Source organism: Agromyces mariniharenae (assembly GCF_008122505.1).
GTDB lineage: Bacteria > Actinomycetota > Actinomycetes > Actinomycetales > Microbacteriaceae > Agromyces > Agromyces mariniharenae.
Map to the genome: position 1 here is coordinate 2,406,017 of NZ_VSSB01000001.1, position 16,068 is coordinate 2,422,084.

At 71.2% G+C, this 16,068-nt stretch carries 14 protein-coding genes; 10 read left to right on the forward strand and 4 right to left on the reverse strand.

What is annotated here, in order from left to right; translation table 11 throughout:
- The first annotated feature begins 365 nt into the window (after window positions 1-365).
- From FYC51_RS11075 to FYC51_RS11115, 9 genes are all read left to right on the forward strand, one after another.
- Window positions 366-3,908: an ExeM/NucH family extracellular endonuclease gene (locus FYC51_RS11075; RefSeq protein ID WP_187432591.1), complete on the forward strand. Its 3,543-nt coding sequence runs from the start codon at window positions 366-368 to the stop codon at window positions 3,906-3,908.
- A gap of 137 nt (window positions 3,909-4,045) precedes the next feature.
- Window positions 4,046-4,582, forward strand: a complete 537-nt coding sequence (locus FYC51_RS11080; protein WP_148733584.1) for a hypothetical protein — start codon at window positions 4,046-4,048, stop codon at window positions 4,580-4,582.
- A gap of 83 nt (window positions 4,583-4,665) precedes the next feature.
- Window positions 4,666-5,364: a YcnI family copper-binding membrane protein gene (locus FYC51_RS11085; protein WP_148733585.1), complete on the forward strand. Its 699-nt coding sequence runs from the start codon at window positions 4,666-4,668 to the stop codon at window positions 5,362-5,364.
- Window positions 5,361-6,017 carry a copper resistance CopC family protein gene (locus FYC51_RS11090; RefSeq protein WP_148733586.1) on the forward strand — a complete coding sequence of 219 codons (657 nt, stop codon included), beginning with the start codon at window positions 5,361-5,363 and terminating at the stop codon, window positions 6,015-6,017. Before FYC51_RS11085 ends, FYC51_RS11090 begins: the two co-directional genes overlap by 4 nt.
- Before the next feature lie 97 nt (window positions 6,018-6,114).
- Window positions 6,115-8,145 carry a DNA helicase RecQ gene (recQ, locus tag FYC51_RS11095; protein WP_148733587.1) on the forward strand — a complete coding sequence of 677 codons (2,031 nt, stop codon included), beginning with the start codon at window positions 6,115-6,117 and terminating at the stop codon, window positions 8,143-8,145.
- A gap of 78 nt (window positions 8,146-8,223) precedes the next feature.
- Entirely contained in the window at window positions 8,224-8,655 is a 432-nt protein-coding gene (locus tag FYC51_RS11100; protein ID WP_148733588.1) for a DUF7144 family membrane protein, read from the forward strand.
- A 281-nt stretch (window positions 8,656-8,936) separates the two neighbouring features.
- On the forward strand, window positions 8,937-9,374 hold the full coding sequence (locus FYC51_RS11105) for a DUF7144 family membrane protein (protein WP_148733589.1): 438 nt from the start codon (window positions 8,937-8,939) through the stop codon (window positions 9,372-9,374).
- 52 nt (window positions 9,375-9,426) lie between these two features.
- Window positions 9,427-9,828, forward strand: coding sequence for a DUF7144 family membrane protein (locus FYC51_RS11110; protein WP_148733590.1), 402 nt, complete (start codon window positions 9,427-9,429; stop codon window positions 9,826-9,828).
- A gap of 244 nt (window positions 9,829-10,072) precedes the next feature.
- A complete protein-coding gene (locus FYC51_RS11115) occupies window positions 10,073-12,208 on the forward strand; it encodes an acyl-CoA dehydrogenase family protein (RefSeq protein WP_148733591.1) in 2,136 nt (711 codons plus the stop codon).
- 110 nt (window positions 12,209-12,318) lie between these two features.
- On the opposite strand, the gene FYC51_RS11120 is transcribed toward FYC51_RS11115, so the two are convergent.
- Both FYC51_RS11120 and FYC51_RS11125 read right to left on the reverse strand, forming a co-directional pair.
- Window positions 12,319-13,167 (reverse strand): ABC transporter permease, encoded by an 849-nt coding sequence (locus tag FYC51_RS11120; protein ID WP_148733592.1) that lies wholly within the window; start codon window positions 13,165-13,167, stop codon window positions 12,319-12,321.
- Complete coding sequence (locus FYC51_RS11125; RefSeq protein ID WP_148733593.1) at window positions 13,164-14,195, reverse strand: ATP-binding cassette domain-containing protein; 1,032 nt, start codon at window positions 14,193-14,195, stop codon at window positions 13,164-13,166. The genes FYC51_RS11120 and FYC51_RS11125 overlap by 4 nt, the downstream gene beginning before the upstream one ends.
- Window positions 14,196-14,271: 76 nt before the next feature.
- Here FYC51_RS11125 and FYC51_RS11130 point away from each other — a divergent pair, with 76 nt between their 5' ends.
- A complete protein-coding gene (locus FYC51_RS11130; protein ID WP_238476304.1) occupies window positions 14,272-15,039 on the forward strand; it encodes a TetR/AcrR family transcriptional regulator in 768 nt (255 codons plus the stop codon).
- 2 nt (window positions 15,040-15,041) lie between these two features.
- Here the strand turns inward: FYC51_RS11130 and FYC51_RS11135 are convergent, their stop codons facing one another.
- Complete coding sequence (locus tag FYC51_RS11135; RefSeq protein ID WP_148733595.1) at window positions 15,042-15,215, reverse strand: HPP family protein; 174 nt, start codon at window positions 15,213-15,215, stop codon at window positions 15,042-15,044.
- A gap of 30 nt (window positions 15,216-15,245) precedes the next feature.
- A complete protein-coding gene (locus tag FYC51_RS11140; RefSeq protein WP_148733596.1) occupies window positions 15,246-16,040 on the reverse strand; it encodes a glycoside hydrolase family 16 protein in 795 nt (264 codons plus the stop codon).
- Between the last annotated feature and the right edge of the window lie 28 nt (window positions 16,041-16,068).

Sequence of the window (16,068 nt, forward strand, 5' to 3'; positions counted from 1 at the left end):
GTGCTCATCCGAGCAGGGTTCGGGGTGCATGGTGCACATCTGCGCGCGATCCGTGAACACCGCATGAAAACGGGCGTACGAAGCAACGGAAACCCCTTGGCAGGGTCGGAAGCGGTGCTTAGGCTACGGGCAGTGCTCCCTGCGAACCCGACCCGACAACGTCGTCGAGCCTGAGTCCCCGCAGCGCGCACCAATGAGGCAGTGGGGATCAGAGGAGAGTCATGCCACGTCGCAGCACTGTTCAACGCCTGTCAGCCGTGGCGGTCGCCGCGGCCGGCGCCGTCGTGGCGGGAGTCCTCGCCGCACCACCGGCATACGCCGTACCGGTAAGCCACACGATCGCTCAGGTCCAAGGCACAGGGGCCGTGACGCCCCTCGCCGGCCAGACCGTGACGGTCGAGGGTGTCGTGACCGCCGACCACCGCGTCGACGGCAGCTACCGGGGCTTCTACATCCAGACGCCGGGTCCCGATACGACGCAGGGCGCATCCGACGGCATCTTCGTCCTCGTCGGCGCCGCGGCCACGCCGTCGTTCGCAATCGGCGACCTCGTGCGCGCGACGGGCGTGGCGCAGGAGTCCGGCTCCGTCACCCGGGTCAACGCCTCGGGTGCCGGCGCCTCGGTGGAGGTCGTGCAGGCCGGCTTCGGGCCGCTCGCGCCGACCAACCTGGCCGCGACCGTGCTCGGCTCCGCCCGGGAGGCGTTCGAGGGCATGCTCGTGCGCCCGACCGGGACCTACCGGGTCGTCTCGAGTCACAACCTGCAGAACTTCGGCGAGCTGTGGACGAGCGCCGGCAGCGCGATGCCGGTCGAGGCATTCGAGCAGCAGGCTCCCACGACGACTGCCGCCAACAACATCACGGCCGCGAACAACAACGCCCGCCTGATTCTCGACGACGGATGGGACGTGAACACCGCCGACGCCAGGCACCCCGGCGGCCAGCCCTACTTCACCAAGGAGCTCGTCGTACGCAACGGTGACGGCGTGACCTTCCCGACCGGTGGGGGCGTCCTGAGCTTCGGGTTCAACAACTGGCGCGTGCAGCCGCCGCTGCCGATCAACGACGCGAGCGCCGCGAACCTCAAGCCGACGTTCACCGCGGTCAACACGCGCCCGGGCCTGACCGCGCCGGCTGTGGGCGGCGATGTGACCGTCGCGGCGTTCAACGTGCTGAACTACTTCACGACGCTCACGTCGCAGAACCCCGAGGCGCGCGGCGCGGCCACGCCCGAGGAGTTCGCCATCCAGAAGTCGAAGATCATCGAGGCGATCAACGGCCTGGACGCCGACGTCGTCGCGCTCCAGGAGATCGAGAACTCGGTGAAGCTCGGTGAGGCGCCCGACGAGGCGCTCGCCGACCTCGTCGCGGGCCTCAACGCCGACGCAGGCTCGAAGGTGTGGGACTACGTGCGCACGCCTGCCGCGTTGCACGACGCCGCGATCACCGACTTCATCACCAACGCGATCATCTACAAGCCCGCGGTCGTGAAGCCGTCGGGCGAGGCGCAGACGATCATCGACGAGGCCGTGTGGGACATCGCCCGCGAGCCGATCGCCCAGACCTTCAAGTACGGCAAGTCGTTCCTGACCGTCGTGGCGAACCACTTCAAGTCGAAGAGCGGCACCGACCCGTCGCCGCAGCAGGGCCAGGACGCCTTCAACGACGAGCGTGTCGAGCAGGCGAACGACCTCCTCGAGTTCGCGAACACGCTGTCCGAGGGCAAGAAGAACGCGGTCTACCTCGTGGGCGACTTCAACGCGTACTCCAAGGAGGACCCGGTGCAGGTCTTCGCGAAGGCGGGTTGGACCGACCTCGCCTTCGCCAAGGCTCGCGGCCAGTTCACCTACACGTTCGACGGCGAGCTCGGCTCGCTCGACCACGTGCTCGCGTCGCCCGCGGCGACCGATCGGGTGACCGGGGTCGGCATCTGGCCGATCAACTCGCCCGAGTGGTCGCAGCGCGAGTACTGGGGAACGGCCGCCGAGGCCGGGACCCCGTACCGCTCGAGCGACCACGACCCGATCGTCGTGGGTGTCGGCTCGCCGAACGCGAGCACCAAGGTGGACATCGACCTCGTGACCGTGAACGACTTCCACGGGCGCATCGAGCAGGCGGCGCCGTCGGGCGGCATCGCCGCGCTGTCATCGGCGGTCAAGGAGATCCGTGCGGCGAACCCGAACACGATCTTCGCTGCGGCCGGTGACATGATCGGCGCGTCGACGTTCACGTCCTTCATCCAGCAGGATGTGCCCACGATCCAGTCGCTGAACGCGGCCGGGCTCGACGTCAGCTCCGTGGGCAACCACGAGTTCGACCAGGGCTTCGCCGACCTCACCGACCGGGTGATGCCGATGGCGCTCTGGGAGTACCTCGGCGCCAACATCTACGAGAAGGACACCACGACGCCGGCGCTCCCGGAGTACTGGATCCAGGAGTTCGAGGGCGTGCGCATCGGCTTCGTGGGTGCGGTCACCGATGAGCTGCCGTCGCTGGTGAGCCCCGGCGGCATCGCCGAGATCTCGGTGGGCGACCCGACTGAGGCCGCGAACCGCGTCGCGGACCAGCTGAGCGATGGCAACGGCGGAAACGGCGAGGCCGACATCGTCGTGCTCCTCGTGCACGAGGGGGCGGCGACGACCGGCAAGGCGTCGGCGCTCGACCCCGCGTCGCGATTCGGCGAGATCGTGCTCGGCGTGAACGACAACGTCGATGCCATCGTCTCGGGTCACACGCACCTCGCGTACAACCACGTGATCACCCGTGCGGACTCCCCGGAGTTCGACCACGCGGACATGCCGGTGATCTCGAGCGGCCAGTACGGCGAGCGGTTCTCGCGCATGGACATCACGTTCGACAAGAAGACCAAGTCCTTCACCATGAAGAACGAGATCTTCAACCTGATGGACGGCACGACGGCGCTGTACCCCGACGACGCGGCCGTGAAGCCGATCGTCGACGCAGCCGTGGCGAAGGCCAACGAGCTCGGCAACGTCGTGCTCGGCACCGCGAACGCGGACTTCGGCCGCGCCGTGGCGTCGAACCCGGCGGGTGCCTCGTCGTTCCCCGAGAACCGAGGCGGCGAGTCCACGCTCGGCAACCTCGTGGCCGACGTGCAGCTCTGGTCGCTCAACTCCGACCAGCCGCGCGGCGTGCAGATCGCGTTCATGAACCCGGGCGGCCTGCGGGCCGACCTGGCATCTGGCGAGGTCACCTACCGCGAGGCGGCCGACGTGCAGCCGTTCGCCAACACGCTCGTGACCATGAAGCTCACGGGCGCGAAGATCAAGCAGGTGCTCGAGGAGCAGTGGCAGCCGGCAGGCGCGTCGCGTCCGTTCCTCAAGCTCGGCATCAACAAGGAGTTCACGTACACCTACAACCCGGGCGCACCGGCCGGCCAGCACATCACCGAGATGTTCCTGAACGGCGTGGCGATCGATCCTGCAGCGACCTACGTGGTCGGCGTGAACTCGTTCCTCGCGACGGGTGGAGACAACTTCCTCACCCTGAACACGGGCACGGAGAAGGCCGACAGCGGCAAGGTCGACCTCGAGTCGATGGTCGACTACTTCGAGGCGTTCGACACCATCACGCCGGATCTCGCGCAGCGGGCGGTCGGCGTGGTCGTGCAGGGCGGCCCCACCTTCGCTCCGGGATCTCAGGTGACGGTCAACCTCTCGTCGCTCGAGTTCAGCCGCACGGAGACGGCGGCCGGCACGGTCGCGGTCACGTTCGGCGGAGCGACGGTCGGCACCGGCACCGTCGACCGGGCATACACGCCGACGGTCGACGAGATCGGCAAGGCCACGGTGACGTTCACGGTGCCCGCGGGCACCAGCGGACCGACCCGGTTCGGCATCACGACGCCGGTGGGCACCACCAGCTCGTTCGTGATCAACGTCGGCTGAGCCGACCGGCATGACGGAGACGGCCCCGGGCGCGAGCCCGGGGCCGTTCCCGTTTCCTGCTCCCGTTCGCGATCAGCGGCGCCGGTTAGGCTGATCGTGTGACTTCCCGGGGCGCACGAGTTGCACGCGGAACGGCCGTGGCCGTGTTCGCGACCTTCGTGGCCTCGCTGGCGCACACCATCGGCGGCGGTGCACCGCCCGGACCCGTCGCCCTCGCGGTCGCGCTCGCGTTCTCGGCGCCGCTCGCCATGGCGCTCTCGGGCGCCCGAGCGCGGATGCTGCGCACCGCCGTCTCGGCGCTCGTCGCCCAGGGGGTGCTGCACCTCACCTATGCCATCGGCGCGCCGTCGACGCCCTCGATGCGGAGCGGACACGCGTCCGCGCACCTGAGCGTGCCCGCGGCATCCGTCGACCACGGCGACTCCTGGATGCCGGTGGCGCACCTCGCGGCCGCCGCGCTGACGCTCGCCGCGCTCGTGGCTGGCGACCGGGTGTTCGACGCGGTACGACGTGCGCTCCGCGTCGCCGTGCGCCGGGTCACGACGATTCCGGTGCCCGTCGTCGCGCCGGCGTTCTCGCTGCTCGCCGATGCGCCGCGACCGCGCTTCGCCGCGCTGCTCCTCGTCTCGGGACTCGGATCGAGAGGTCCGCCGAACGCCGTCGCCGCATCCTGACGCGGCCGACGCTTCCCACCTCTCCTTCCTTGCGGTCTCCTCGCGCACGCGCGCGCCCGCACCGAACACGAAAGCATCCCATCATGCGCATCGCACGCCTCTCCGCCGCCGGCCTCGCCGGCGGCGCCGTCCTGGCGCTCGCGGCCGTCCCGCTCGCCGCCAGCGCCCACGTGACCGTGACACCCAGCGGCACCGCCGCCGGCAGCTACACCGTGCTGACGTTCGCCTACAGCCACGGCTGCGAAGGTTCGCCGACCACGGCGATCGCCATCGACATCCCCGAGTCGATCGCGAGCGTCTCGCCGACGCTCAACCCGAACTACACGATCGAGAAGGTCGCCGACGGCGACCGGACCTCGCAGGTCGTCTACACCGCGATCACGCCGGTGCCAGAAGGCTACCGCGACACCATCGAGCTCTCGCTCCAGCTGCCCGAGGACGCGGCGGGCGAGACGCTCGCCTTCCCCGTGCTGCAGACCTGCGAAGTCGGCGAGACGAACTGGAACCAGGTCGCCGAGGAGGGCGAGGAGGAGCCCGAGAGCCCGGCGCCCGTCATCGTCGTGACCGAGGCGACGGGCGACGGGCACGGTCACGGCGCCGCGACCGACGAGGCTGCCGCCGACGAGCACGGTGACGGCCACGCCGACGGCACCGAGGAGGTCGCGGCCACGTCGGGCGACGCCGACACCGTGGCCCGCGTGCTCGGCATCGGCGGCCTCGTGGTCGGCGTCGTGGGCATCGTGCTCGCGCTCGCCGCGCGCCGTCCGCGATCGGGAGCATGATGTCGGCGACAGGTGCGGTTCCGCGGTCGGCGGCGAGGCGGCGTCGCGCCACGGCTCGCCTCGGCCGGCTCGCGGCGGTCGTCGCGGCATCCGCCGCCCTCGCCGTGCTGCCCGCGCTGCCGGCGTCGGCGCACAACTACGTCGTGGCGACGACGCCCGCGAAGGGCGCGGTCGTCACCGCGCAACCCGGCACGGTCTCGCTCGAGACCAACGAGGCCCTGCTCGACGTCGAGGGCGGATCGGTGATCCAGGTGCAGGGTCCCGACGGCCGGTACTACGGCGACGGATGCGCCGTGGTCGACGGGCCCGTGGCCACCACGCAGACCCAGCTGGGCGAACCCGGCGAGTACACCGTGACCTGGCGCGTGGTCTCGACCGACGGGCACCCGATCTCGGGCACGTGGGCGTTCACGTGGCAGCCCGTCGACGGCATCGCACTCGCCGACGGATCCGACGAGCCGGGCGCCTGCGGCGACACCTCGGCAGCCGCCGAGCCCGAGGCCAGCGCGCCGGCGTCCGAGTCCGAGGCGCCCGACGAGACGAGCGACGCGGCATCCGCTGCACCGCTCGACGCGCTGTGGATCGTCGGCGGCGTGCTGCTCGCCGCGGTCGCCGCGATCGTCACCTGGCTGGTCGTCCGTCGGAGGGCGTGACGCGTGACCCGTCCTCCCCAGCCCGGCGGTCGGCGACGACCGCCGGGCCGGGGACGGAACCGGCTCACCCGTCGGGGGTGCTCGTTACACTCGACGGGTGAGCTGGAACGCGGAATCCCATGGCCCCGAGGAGGTCCCCTGGGATCCCGATGAGCTCGCTCCGCCGCCCGACGACGAGTGGGCTCCGCCGCCCCCTGACGATGGGCGACTGCCGACCCTCGACGGCGGCTGGGCCCCCGCGACCGATGACGCGGGCGCCCGCTTCGTCGAACCCGAGCCGCACGTCGTGCGTCCTGCTCCCGTCCGCTTCTCGAGTGCAGACGAGGCGCTGCACACGGTCTTCGGGTACGACGCCTTCCGTGGCGAGCAGGCCGCGATCATCGAGCAGGTCACCGGTGGCGGCGACGCCGTCGTGCTCATGCCCACGGGCGGCGGCAAGAGCCTCTGCTACCAGATCCCCGCGCTGCTGCGCGAGGGCACGGGCATCGTGGTCTCGCCGCTCATCGCGCTCATGCACGACCAGGTCGACGCCCTCGTGCGCAACGGCGTGCGGGCCGCCTACCTCAACTCGAGCCAGCTGCCCGCCGAGCGCGCCGAGGTCGAGCGGGCGTACCTCGCCGGCGAGCTCGACCTGCTCTACATCGCCCCCGAGCGCCTCAACGCCGAGCCCGTCAAGCGGTTCCTCGAGGGCGGCCGCATCGCCCTGTTCGCGATCGACGAGGCGCACTGCGTGTCGCAGTGGGGCCACGACTTCCGGCCCGACTACCTCGCCCTGTCCGAGCTCGCCGATCGCTGGCCCGACGTGCCGCGCATCGCCCTCACGGCCACGGCCACCGAGGCGACGCACCGCGAGATCACGACCCGGCTCTCGCTCGAGGGCGCGAAGCACTTCGTCTCGAGCTTCGATCGGCCCAACATCCAGTACCGCATCGCGCCCAAGCTCGAGGTGCGCCGCCAGCTCCTCGACGTCATCCGCAGCGAGGGCACCGATGCCTCGGGCGCCCCGGTCTCGGGCATCGTCTATGCGCTCTCCCGCGCGAGCACCGAGAAGATCGCCGCGTTCCTCGCCCAGAACGGGGTGAACGCGCTGCCGTACCACGCCGGCCTCGAGGCGGGCGTCCGACGTCGCACGCAAGAGCGCTTCCTCCGCGAAGACGGCGTCGTCGTGGTCGCGACCATCGCGTTCGGCATGGGCATCGACAAGCCCGACGTGCGCTTCGTCGCCCACGTCGACCTGCCGAAGTCGGTCGAGGGCTACTACCAGGAGACCGGTCGAGCAGGCCGCGACGGTGCGCCCGCCACGGCCTGGCTCGCCTACGGACTGCAAGACGTCGTGCAGCAGCGTCGCATGATCGACGAGAGCCCCGGCGACCTCGCGCACCGTCGTCGCCTGTCCCAGCACCTCGACGCGATGCTCGCCCTGTGCGAGACCGTGCAGTGCCGGCGGCAGAACCTGCTCGCGTACTTCGGCGAGCGCAGCGAGCCGTGCGGCAACTGCGACACCTGCCTCGAGCCGCCGGCAGCATGGGACGGCACGGTCCCGGCGCAGAAGCTCATGTCGACCATCGTGCGGCTGCAGCGCGAGCGGCGGCAGCGCTTCGGCGCGGGCCACCTCATCGACATCCTGCGCGGCAAGGAGACACCCCGCGTGCGTCAATACGGACACGACGCGCTGGCGACCTGGTCGATCGGCGACGACCTGAGCGAGCAGCAGTGGCGCGGCGTCGTGCGGCAGCTGCTCGCGCAGGGCCTGCTCGAGACGCACGGCGAGTACGGCACGCTCGCGATCACCGATTCCGCGTCCGACGTGCTGTCGGGCGGGCGCACGGTCATGCTCCGCACCGAGCCCGAGCGAGCGGAGCGCTCGCGCGGGCCGAAGGCGGCCCCCGCAGCGGCCGACCTCGAGCCGGCCCAGGCCGAGCTCTTCGAGGCGCTGCGGGCGTGGCGCGCGGGGGAGGCTCGCGAGCAGGGCGTCCCCGCCTACATCGTGTTCGGCGACGCCACGCTGCGCGCGGTCGCCGTGGCACGGCCCGCGAACCTCGGCGACCTCGACGGCATCACGGGCATCGGCGCGAAGAAGCGCGAGGCCTACGGCGAGGCGCTCCTCGCGGTGGTCGCGGCGGCATAGCCCGTCCGTCGGGTCCCCGCTAGGATCGCCGCAAGCGCGGTTCGCCGCGGCATCCGTTCGCCCGACCGAGGGAGTGCCATGTCAGACCAGTTCGCGACGAAACGGCCGCTCGGCGTCACGATCGTGGCGGCGCTCTCGATCATCGCCGGCATCATCGACGTGATCGCGGGCATCATGCTGCTCGCCGTGCAGGCGGACCCCGAGGTCGTCGAGCGGATGGGCGGTTCCGGGCTGGTGGTGACCGCCGCGATCATCTCGCTGCTGCTCGGTGCGGCGATGATCATCATCGCCTTCGGCCTGCTGCGCGGGAACGCGACCGCCCGGATCGCCGCGACGGTGCTGCAGGTGTTCTCGCTGGCGCAGTCGATCTGGCTGGCCGTCGTCAACCCGGCGCTGCTCCCGAGCGAGATCCTGAGCGCCCTCCTCGCGATCGCCCTGCTCTTCCTCCTCTGGTCGGGAGAGGCGAGCCGGTACTTCCGTGGTCTCGCCCCCGACGAACCGACCGCCTGAGGCTCAAAACCGAGCGACAAGGGCCGCCTGCCGTTCGACCTGCCGTCGAGCATGGCCGCCGTCGAGGCCAACCGGCCTGACGTGCCATTCGACACCGCCGATCCGCTGTTCCGCTTCGGCCACGGCCTGCGCTTCGAGGGCTGATCCACCGCACCGTAGCCGTCGCGATCGCCATCGTCCGGCGGATGCCGCGCGCCCTCGCCGCGGCATCCGCCACCGCGCTAGCATCGGCCTCACGGGACGCAGTGGTCGCGTCTCCCGAAGCGAATGGGGTGCGCATCATGACGGATTCTGCAGAGGTCAAGCGGCCGGTCGTCGTCTCGATCGTCGCGGTCGTGGCGTTCATCTCGGGCGTGTACGACATCATCTCGGGCATCCTGCTGATCTTCCAGGCGAACGATCCCACGGTGAACGCCGCGTTCGGCGGCTCGGGCGGCGTGCTGGCCGCCTCCATCGGGTCGATGATCCTCGGCGCCATCGTGGTGGCCCTGTCGTTCGGCCTGTGGACCGGCAACTGGGTCGCGCGCATGATCGTGACCGTCGTGCGAGCGCTGTCGCTCATCAAGTCGCTGTTCCTCGCGGTGGCGTGGATGGGCAACCCGGTCGGCGAGTGGGCGAACGTCGCGCTCTCGGCGATCGTGCTCATCCTGCTCTGGACGCGCCCCGCGAGCGCCTACTTCAACGCGACGGCCCGCGCCAAGGAACGCGCCAAGCGCTAGCATCGCACCAGGCGCGCCGCGTCCTGGCGGCGCCGATGTGGGGGAGTCATCGATGTCGAATTCCGTCGACCGACCGGGCGGCGTGACGCTCGTCGCCGTGCTGACCTGGATCGGGGGTGCGCTCGACATCCTGGGCGGCACGATCCTGCTGTTCCAGACGAGCATCGCCTCGACCGTCGAGCAGTTCGGCGGCGCCAGTCAGCTCATCCTGTCCGCGATCGGCGCGATCCTCGTCGGCGCCATCGTCATCGTCGTGGCCGTCAGCCTCATGCGAGGCCGCAGCTGGGCCCGGGTCGTGATCACGGTCTTCGAGGTGATCTCGATCATCATCTCGATCTTCTTCGCGATCGCGTACCCGGCCGGTGCGATCGGCGAGTACGTCGGCGCGGCCATCTCGCTCGTGATCATCGCGCTGCTCTGGACGCGGCGGGCGAACGCCTTCTTCCGCAGCTGAACCGCGGTTCGATGGGCGGATGCCGCTGCATCCGCCCATCGCCGCTGTCACCGGGCACGGATGCCGCGGCATCCGCTTGTGGACACTGCAACGTGCGGTCAGCGCGTGTTTGTAGGGTCCCGACAGCCCCGTCCGAGGGGTCCCGCACACCGTTTGTAGGCGGCGGACGCCTCGTTTCCGGCCCTCGTGAGGGCGTCCTAGCGTGGAACGGCAGCCCGCCGAACAGCGAAGGACAGAACCGACGATGGTTGACACGGCAACCCCTACTTCCTCGAAGACGACCGGCGACACGACCGCCGCCACCGTCCCAGCGACGCCCGCGCGCGACCAGTCCGCGGCGCCCATCCAGGCCCCGCCCGCCGCGGCGCAGCCCGACTCGCCGCGCATCGACGTCGAGCAGCTCGCGCACCAGCTCCTCGGCACGTGGCCCGAGATCCGGCTCGCGGCCCGCGCCCGCGCGGCGGAGCCCGAGTACCAGCGCATCGACGGCCAGTCCATGGAGGAGCACCGCGAGCGCGTGCTCGGGCAGCTCAAGCGCCTCGTCGAGTCGGGCGCCGTGCACAAGGCGTTCCCGAAGGAGCTCGGCGGCGAGGAGGACCACGGCGGCAACATCGCCGCGTTCGAGGAGCTCGTGCTCGCCGACCCCAGCCTGCAGATCAAGTCGGGCGTGCAGTGGGGCCTCTTCGGCGCCGCCGTGCTGCACCTCGGCACGACCCCGCACCACGAGAAGTGGCTGCCGGGCATCATGAGCCTCGAGGTGCCCGGCGCCTTCGCGATGACCGAGACCGGGCACGGCTCGGACGTCGCGGCCATCGGCACCACGGCGACCTACGACCCCGAGACCGAGGAGTTCGTGATCCACACGCCGTTCCGTGGCGCCTGGAAGGACTACCTCGGCAACGCGGCCGTGCACGGCATCGCGGCGGTCGTGTTCGCCCAGCTCGTCACCAAGGGCGTGAACCACGGCGTGCACGCGTTCTACGTGCCGATCCGCGACGAGCAGGGCGAGTTCCTGCCCGGCGTCGGCGGCGAGGACGACGGCCTCAAGGGCGGCCTCAACGGCATCGACAACGGTCGCCTGCACTTCACCGACGTTCGCGTCCCGCGCGAGAACCTGCTGAACCGCTACGGCGACGTCGCCCCCGACGGCTCGTACACGAGCCCCATCGCGAGCCCCGGCCGTCGCTTCTTCACGATGCTCGGCACGCTCGTGCAGGGTCGCGTGTCGCTCGACGGCGCGTCGACCATCGCCGCGGCCATGGGACTCGACATCGCGATCACGTACGGCAACCAGCGCCGCCAGTTCAACGCCGCGAGCGATGTGGACGAGGAGGTGCTGCTCGACTACCAGCGTCACCAGCGCCGGCTCATCCCGAAGCTCGCGACGACGTACGCGCAGGTCTTCGCGCACGACGAGTTCCTCGTGAAGTTCGACGCGGTGTTCTCGGGAAAGGCCGAAACCGATGACGACCGGCAGGACCTCGAGACGATCGCCGCGGCGCTGAAGCCGCTCTCGACGTGGCACGCGCTCGAGACGCTGCAGGAGGCCCGCGAGGCCTGCGGTGGCGCCGGGTTCCTCGCCGAGAATCGCATCGTCGGCCTGCGCCAGGACCTCGACATCTACGTGACGTTCGAGGGCGACAACAACGTGCTGCTCCAGCTCGTCGCCAAGCGCCTGCTCACGGACTACTCGAAGCAGTTCGCGAACGCCGACGCCGGCGCGCTCGCGCGCTACGTCGTCGCGCAGACGGCCGACCGTGCCTACCACGGCTCGGGCCTGCGCCGCCTCGCGCAGACGATCGCCGACTTCGGGTCGACGGCCCGCTCGGTCTCGGAGCTCCGCGACGAGGAGACGCAGCGCGAGCTGCTCACCGGCCGCGTCGAGACGATGATCGCCGAGATCGCGGGCCGGCTCCGCGATGCGCGCAAGCTGCCGAAGGCGGACTCCGCGGCCGCGTTCAACCGCAACCAGAACGAGCTCATCGAGGCCGCCCGGGCGCACGCCGAGCTGCTGCAGTGGGAGGCGTTCACGCGCGGCCTCGCAAAGACGACCGACCCGGGCACGAAGCAGGTGCTCACGTGGGTGCGCGACCTGTTCGGCCTCGGCCTCGTCGAGAAGCACCTCGCGTGGTACCTCATCCACGGTCGCCTCTCGCCGCAGCGGGGGCAGGCCGTCACGGCCTACATCGACCGGCTCGTCGAGCGCCTGCGCCCGCATGCGCAGGACCTCGTCGACGCGTTCGGCTTCGCGCCCGAGCACCTGCGCGCGAGCATCGCGACGAGCGCCGAGCTCGAGCGCCAGGACGAGGCCCGCGCGTACTACGCGGAGCGCCGCGCGGCGGGCACGCTGCCCGCTCCGGAGAAGAACTCGAAGAAGTAGCTCACAGGTGGTCGAGTAGCGCCCGCCGGAGGCGGACGCGTATCGAGACCGGGTGACGGATCTCGAGACGCGTCGCGCTTCGCGCGGCGCTACTCGATCACCGGGGGTGCTTACCTCCGCAGCCGGCGATACGCCGACGCCGCGAGCGGCACGAACACGAGTGCGATCGCGAGCGGCCACACGGATGCCGCGAGCACCGCGTTCTCCGCGAGCCATCCGGTCGTGACCCCGGTCGGGTTGCCGAACAGCTCGCGTGCTGCCGTGGCGGTCGCCGAGACAGGGTTCCACTCGGCGATCACCCCGAGCCACCCGGGCATCGTCTCTGCCGAGACGAACACGGTCGAGAGGAAGCCGACGGGCCACACGAGCACCTGCACCGCCGTGGTGGCGCCCGTGCCGCGGAAGCGGAGCCCGAGGAAGATCCCGACCCACAGCAGGGCGAACCGGAGCCACAGCAGGAGCAGCACGCCCAGCGCGATCTCCGCGGGCCCCGTCGTCGGCCGCCAGCCGATGAGCAGGCCGCCCACCATCAGCACCGCCAGGTTGAGCACCGAGTTGCCGAGGTCGGCGATCGCCCGCCCGAGCGCGACCGACGCGCTCGAGATCGGCAGCGACCGGAAGCGGTCCGTGATGCCGCGCTTCGCGTCCTCGGACATGGCGGTCATCGTGGTCTCGAGGCCGAACAGCATCGCCAGCGCGAACATCCCCGGCAGGAGGTAGGCGATGTAGTCGCCGCCGCCCGGCACCTCGATCGCGCCGCCGAAGAGGAACGCGAACAGCAGGATCAGCATGATGTTGAACGCGAGTCCGAAGACGACGCCCCACGGCTCGCGCACCTGGTGCAGCACGTCGCGCCCGGCGATGAGCGCGCCCTCGCGGAGCGGATTCGAGCGGCGGTCGCGCAACCCGGGGGCGGCGGCGATGCCGCGGGCGGGCGTGGGGTGGGTCGCGGCGCTCATCGGGAGACCTCCTCGTCGGATCGGGCGGACGGTGCGCGGTCGGGATCCGGGGCGTCTGGCGCGGACTCGGGCACCTGGCCGGGTGCGGTGAGATGCAGGAACACCTCGTCGAGCGTCGGGCGGCGCAGCGCGAGGTCGTCCACGTCGAGCCCCGCGGCGTCGAGCGCCCGCACGATGGGTGCGAGCGCCTTGGCGCCGTCGGCGACCTCCACCGTGACGGTCCGGGTGTCCGCATCGACGGATGCCGCGGCATCCGTGACCTGCGAGATCGCGTCCGCGGCATCCGCCAGCCGGCTCGCGTCGGCCAGCACGGCCTCGACCCGGTCGCCGCCGAGGCGGCGCTTGAGCTCGGCCGGCGTGCCTTCGGCGATGACCCGGCCGTGGTCCATGACGGAGACGCGGTCGGCGAGCTGGTCGGCCTCGTCGAGGTACTGTGTCGTGAGGAGCACCGTGGTGCCGGCGGCGGCGACCTCGCGGACGGCCTGCCAGACGGTGGCGCGGCCGCGCGGGTCGAGTCCGGTGGTGGGCTCGTCGAGGAACAGGATGGCCGGTGTCAGCACGAGGCCCGCCGCGATATCGAGGCGGCGGCGCATGCCGCCCGAGAACCCCGAGGTCGGGCGGTCCGCGGCATCCGCCAACCCGAAGGCCTCGAGCAGGTCGCCGGCGCGCGTCGCCGCCCGGCGCTTCGACAGGCCGCTGAGCCGGGCGAAGAGCATGAGGTTCTGCCGTGCGCAGAGGGCGTCGTCGACGGCGTGGAACTGGCCGACCAGGCCGATGCGCTCGCGCACGCTCGCCGGATCGCGCCGCACGTCGACGCCGGCGATCGCGGCGGTGCCCGCGTCGAACGAGGTCAGCGTGGTGAGGCAGCGGACGGCCGTGGTCTTTCCGGCGCCGTTCGGGCCGAGCAGGCCGTGCACGGTGCCGGCCGCGACGGCGAGGTCGAAGCCGTCGAGCGCCGGTTCGCGCCCGAAGCGCTTTCGCAGGCCCACGGCCTCGAGGGCTGGAGGGGGAGTGAGGGTGGCAGTCATCGGACCCTTTCAGCGTATGGCGTACGGGGTTGTTTCATTTGACCGTACATCATACGGAGAATGTAGGCTAGCCCCCGTGTCGACCGAATCCACGGGCCGGGGCGAGCCCGACCGCACGCTGCGCCTGCTGTGGCGCGACCGGCTGGGCGAGCCGGTGGGCTCGCGCGGTCCGAAGCAGCGCGCGAGCGTCGACGCGGTCGTCGACACGGCGATCGCGCTCGCCGACGAGGAGGGCATGGAGGCGCTCTCGATGCGCCGCATCGCCGAGCGCCTCGGCCTGAAGCCGATGTCGGTGTACACCTACGTGCCGGGCAAGGCCGAGCTCATCGACCTGATGGTCGACCGGGTCGCGGGCGAGCAGCCGCTGCCCGAGCTGCGGGGATCGCTGCGCGAGCGCCTCGAGCAGCTGGCACAGCTGACGTGGGACGAGCTGCTGCGGCATCCGTGGCTGCTCTCGATCGACACGAGCCGGCCGCCGCTCGGCCCGAACGTCTCGGACCGCTGGGAGTGGAGCCTGCGGGCCATCGAGGGGCTCGGGCTCAGCGATCTCGACATGGACCAGGTGATCACGCTCGTGGTCGGCTTCGTCTCCGGGCCGGCGCGCGCCTACGTCGACGCCGAGCGCCTGCACCGCTCGACGACCGAGACCGACGAGGAGTGGTGGGAGCGCAACGCGCCGGTGCTCGGCGAGATCATGGATCCGACGCGCTACCCCATCTCAGGCCGGGTCGGGCAGGCGGCCGGTGAGGAGTACGGCGCGCCGTCCGATCCCGAGCGCGCGTTCCGCTTCGGTCTCGCCCGCGTCATCGACGGGATCGAGGCGTACGTCGCGTCAGCGCGCTGAGGTCACTCCGACGGCGGCTTCATGAGCGCTCCGGCCGCGAGGCCGACCGCGAGGCCGGCCGCGAGCCAGAGCCAGAACCCGGTCCAGAGGCTGATGCCGACCCCGACCACGGCGCCCACGACGAGCCCGACGATGAGCTGCTTGCGGCGGGCGGGGGTCATCGGTTCGGAGGCCATGCCTCCAGCCTAGGCGGCGCGGGTGCGCGGTCAGCGGGAGCGGTACTCGCGCACGTGCGCCACCTCGAACACGAACGGCAGGGCGTCGAGGTCGCGCGGGGCATCCGTCGGCAGCTCGTAGACGTCGAGCATGAGCTGCACCGGGTAGGCGAGCGACTGCTCCACGGTCCTCACGAGCCGCCCGTCGACGAAGAAGCGCAGGCGCTCGGGCAGCCACTCGACGGCGTAGTCGTGGAACTCGGTGAGGTCGCCGTCGACGCGCACCTTCTCGAAGTCCATGACGAGTCGCGGGTCGTGCTGCGGCTTCACGCCGACGCCGACGAGGCCCGAGTCCTCGCCCACTTCGCTGCCGAAGATCTCGAAGATGCAGATCTCTCCGCAGTTCGCGGTCTCGTCCTCGAATCCGATCGGCCAGAGCGCGACCATGGCCGACGGATGCCGGATGGCCCGCACACGGGCCTCGATGACGCCGAAGTGGGGCAGCCAGAGGCGCTCCTCGTCCTGCTCCTCGCGCACGACGAGTCCGGCGCGGAAGCGGTGCTGGCCCACCGGGCTGCCGAGCGGGCCCGAGAACTGGCCCGTCTGCAGGTGCGAGACCCGCACGTCGCCGTCGTACTCGGGCGACCACGGCTCGGTGTCGCGGTCGATGCGCAGCTTCAGCGTGCCGTCGGAGACCTCGTACCGGGCACGTGTCGCCGCGCGCGAGCTCCAGTGCGGTGTGTAGTAGGGAAGCCAGCGCGTGTCGGCGAGGTCGTCGCCGTCGAACTGCTCGTCGACCGCGAGCACGTAGCCGTCGAGGTCGAGGGTCGTGGCATCCGTCGTCATCGTCGGTCGCTCCCCTTCCGCGACGCCT

Coding starts and splice junctions, on each gene's coding strand:
- FYC51_RS11100 (WP_148733588.1), top strand. CDS start 8,224: ATGTCAGACCAGTTCGCGACGAAACGGCCGCTCGGCGTCACGATCGTG.
- FYC51_RS11085 (WP_148733585.1), top strand. CDS start 4,666: ATGCGCATCGCACGCCTCTCCGCCGCCGGCCTCGCCGGCGGCGCCGTC.
- FYC51_RS11140 (WP_148733596.1), bottom strand. CDS start 16,040: ATGACGACGGATGCCACGACCCTCGACCTCGACGGCTACGTGCTCGCG.
- FYC51_RS11135 (WP_148733595.1), bottom strand. CDS start 15,215: ATGGCCTCCGAACCGATGACCCCCGCCCGCCGCAAGCAGCTCATCGTC.
- FYC51_RS11125 (WP_148733593.1), bottom strand. CDS start 14,195: ATGACTGCCACCCTCACTCCCCCTCCAGCCCTCGAGGCCGTGGGCCTG.
- FYC51_RS11120 (WP_148733592.1), bottom strand. CDS start 13,167: ATGAGCGCCGCGACCCACCCCACGCCCGCCCGCGGCATCGCCGCCGCC.
- FYC51_RS11115 (WP_148733591.1), top strand. CDS start 10,073: ATGGTTGACACGGCAACCCCTACTTCCTCGAAGACGACCGGCGACACG.
- FYC51_RS11105 (WP_148733589.1), top strand. CDS start 8,937: ATGACGGATTCTGCAGAGGTCAAGCGGCCGGTCGTCGTCTCGATCGTC.
- FYC51_RS11110 (WP_148733590.1), top strand. CDS start 9,427: ATGTCGAATTCCGTCGACCGACCGGGCGGCGTGACGCTCGTCGCCGTG.
- FYC51_RS11090 (WP_148733586.1), top strand. CDS start 5,361: ATGATGTCGGCGACAGGTGCGGTTCCGCGGTCGGCGGCGAGGCGGCGT.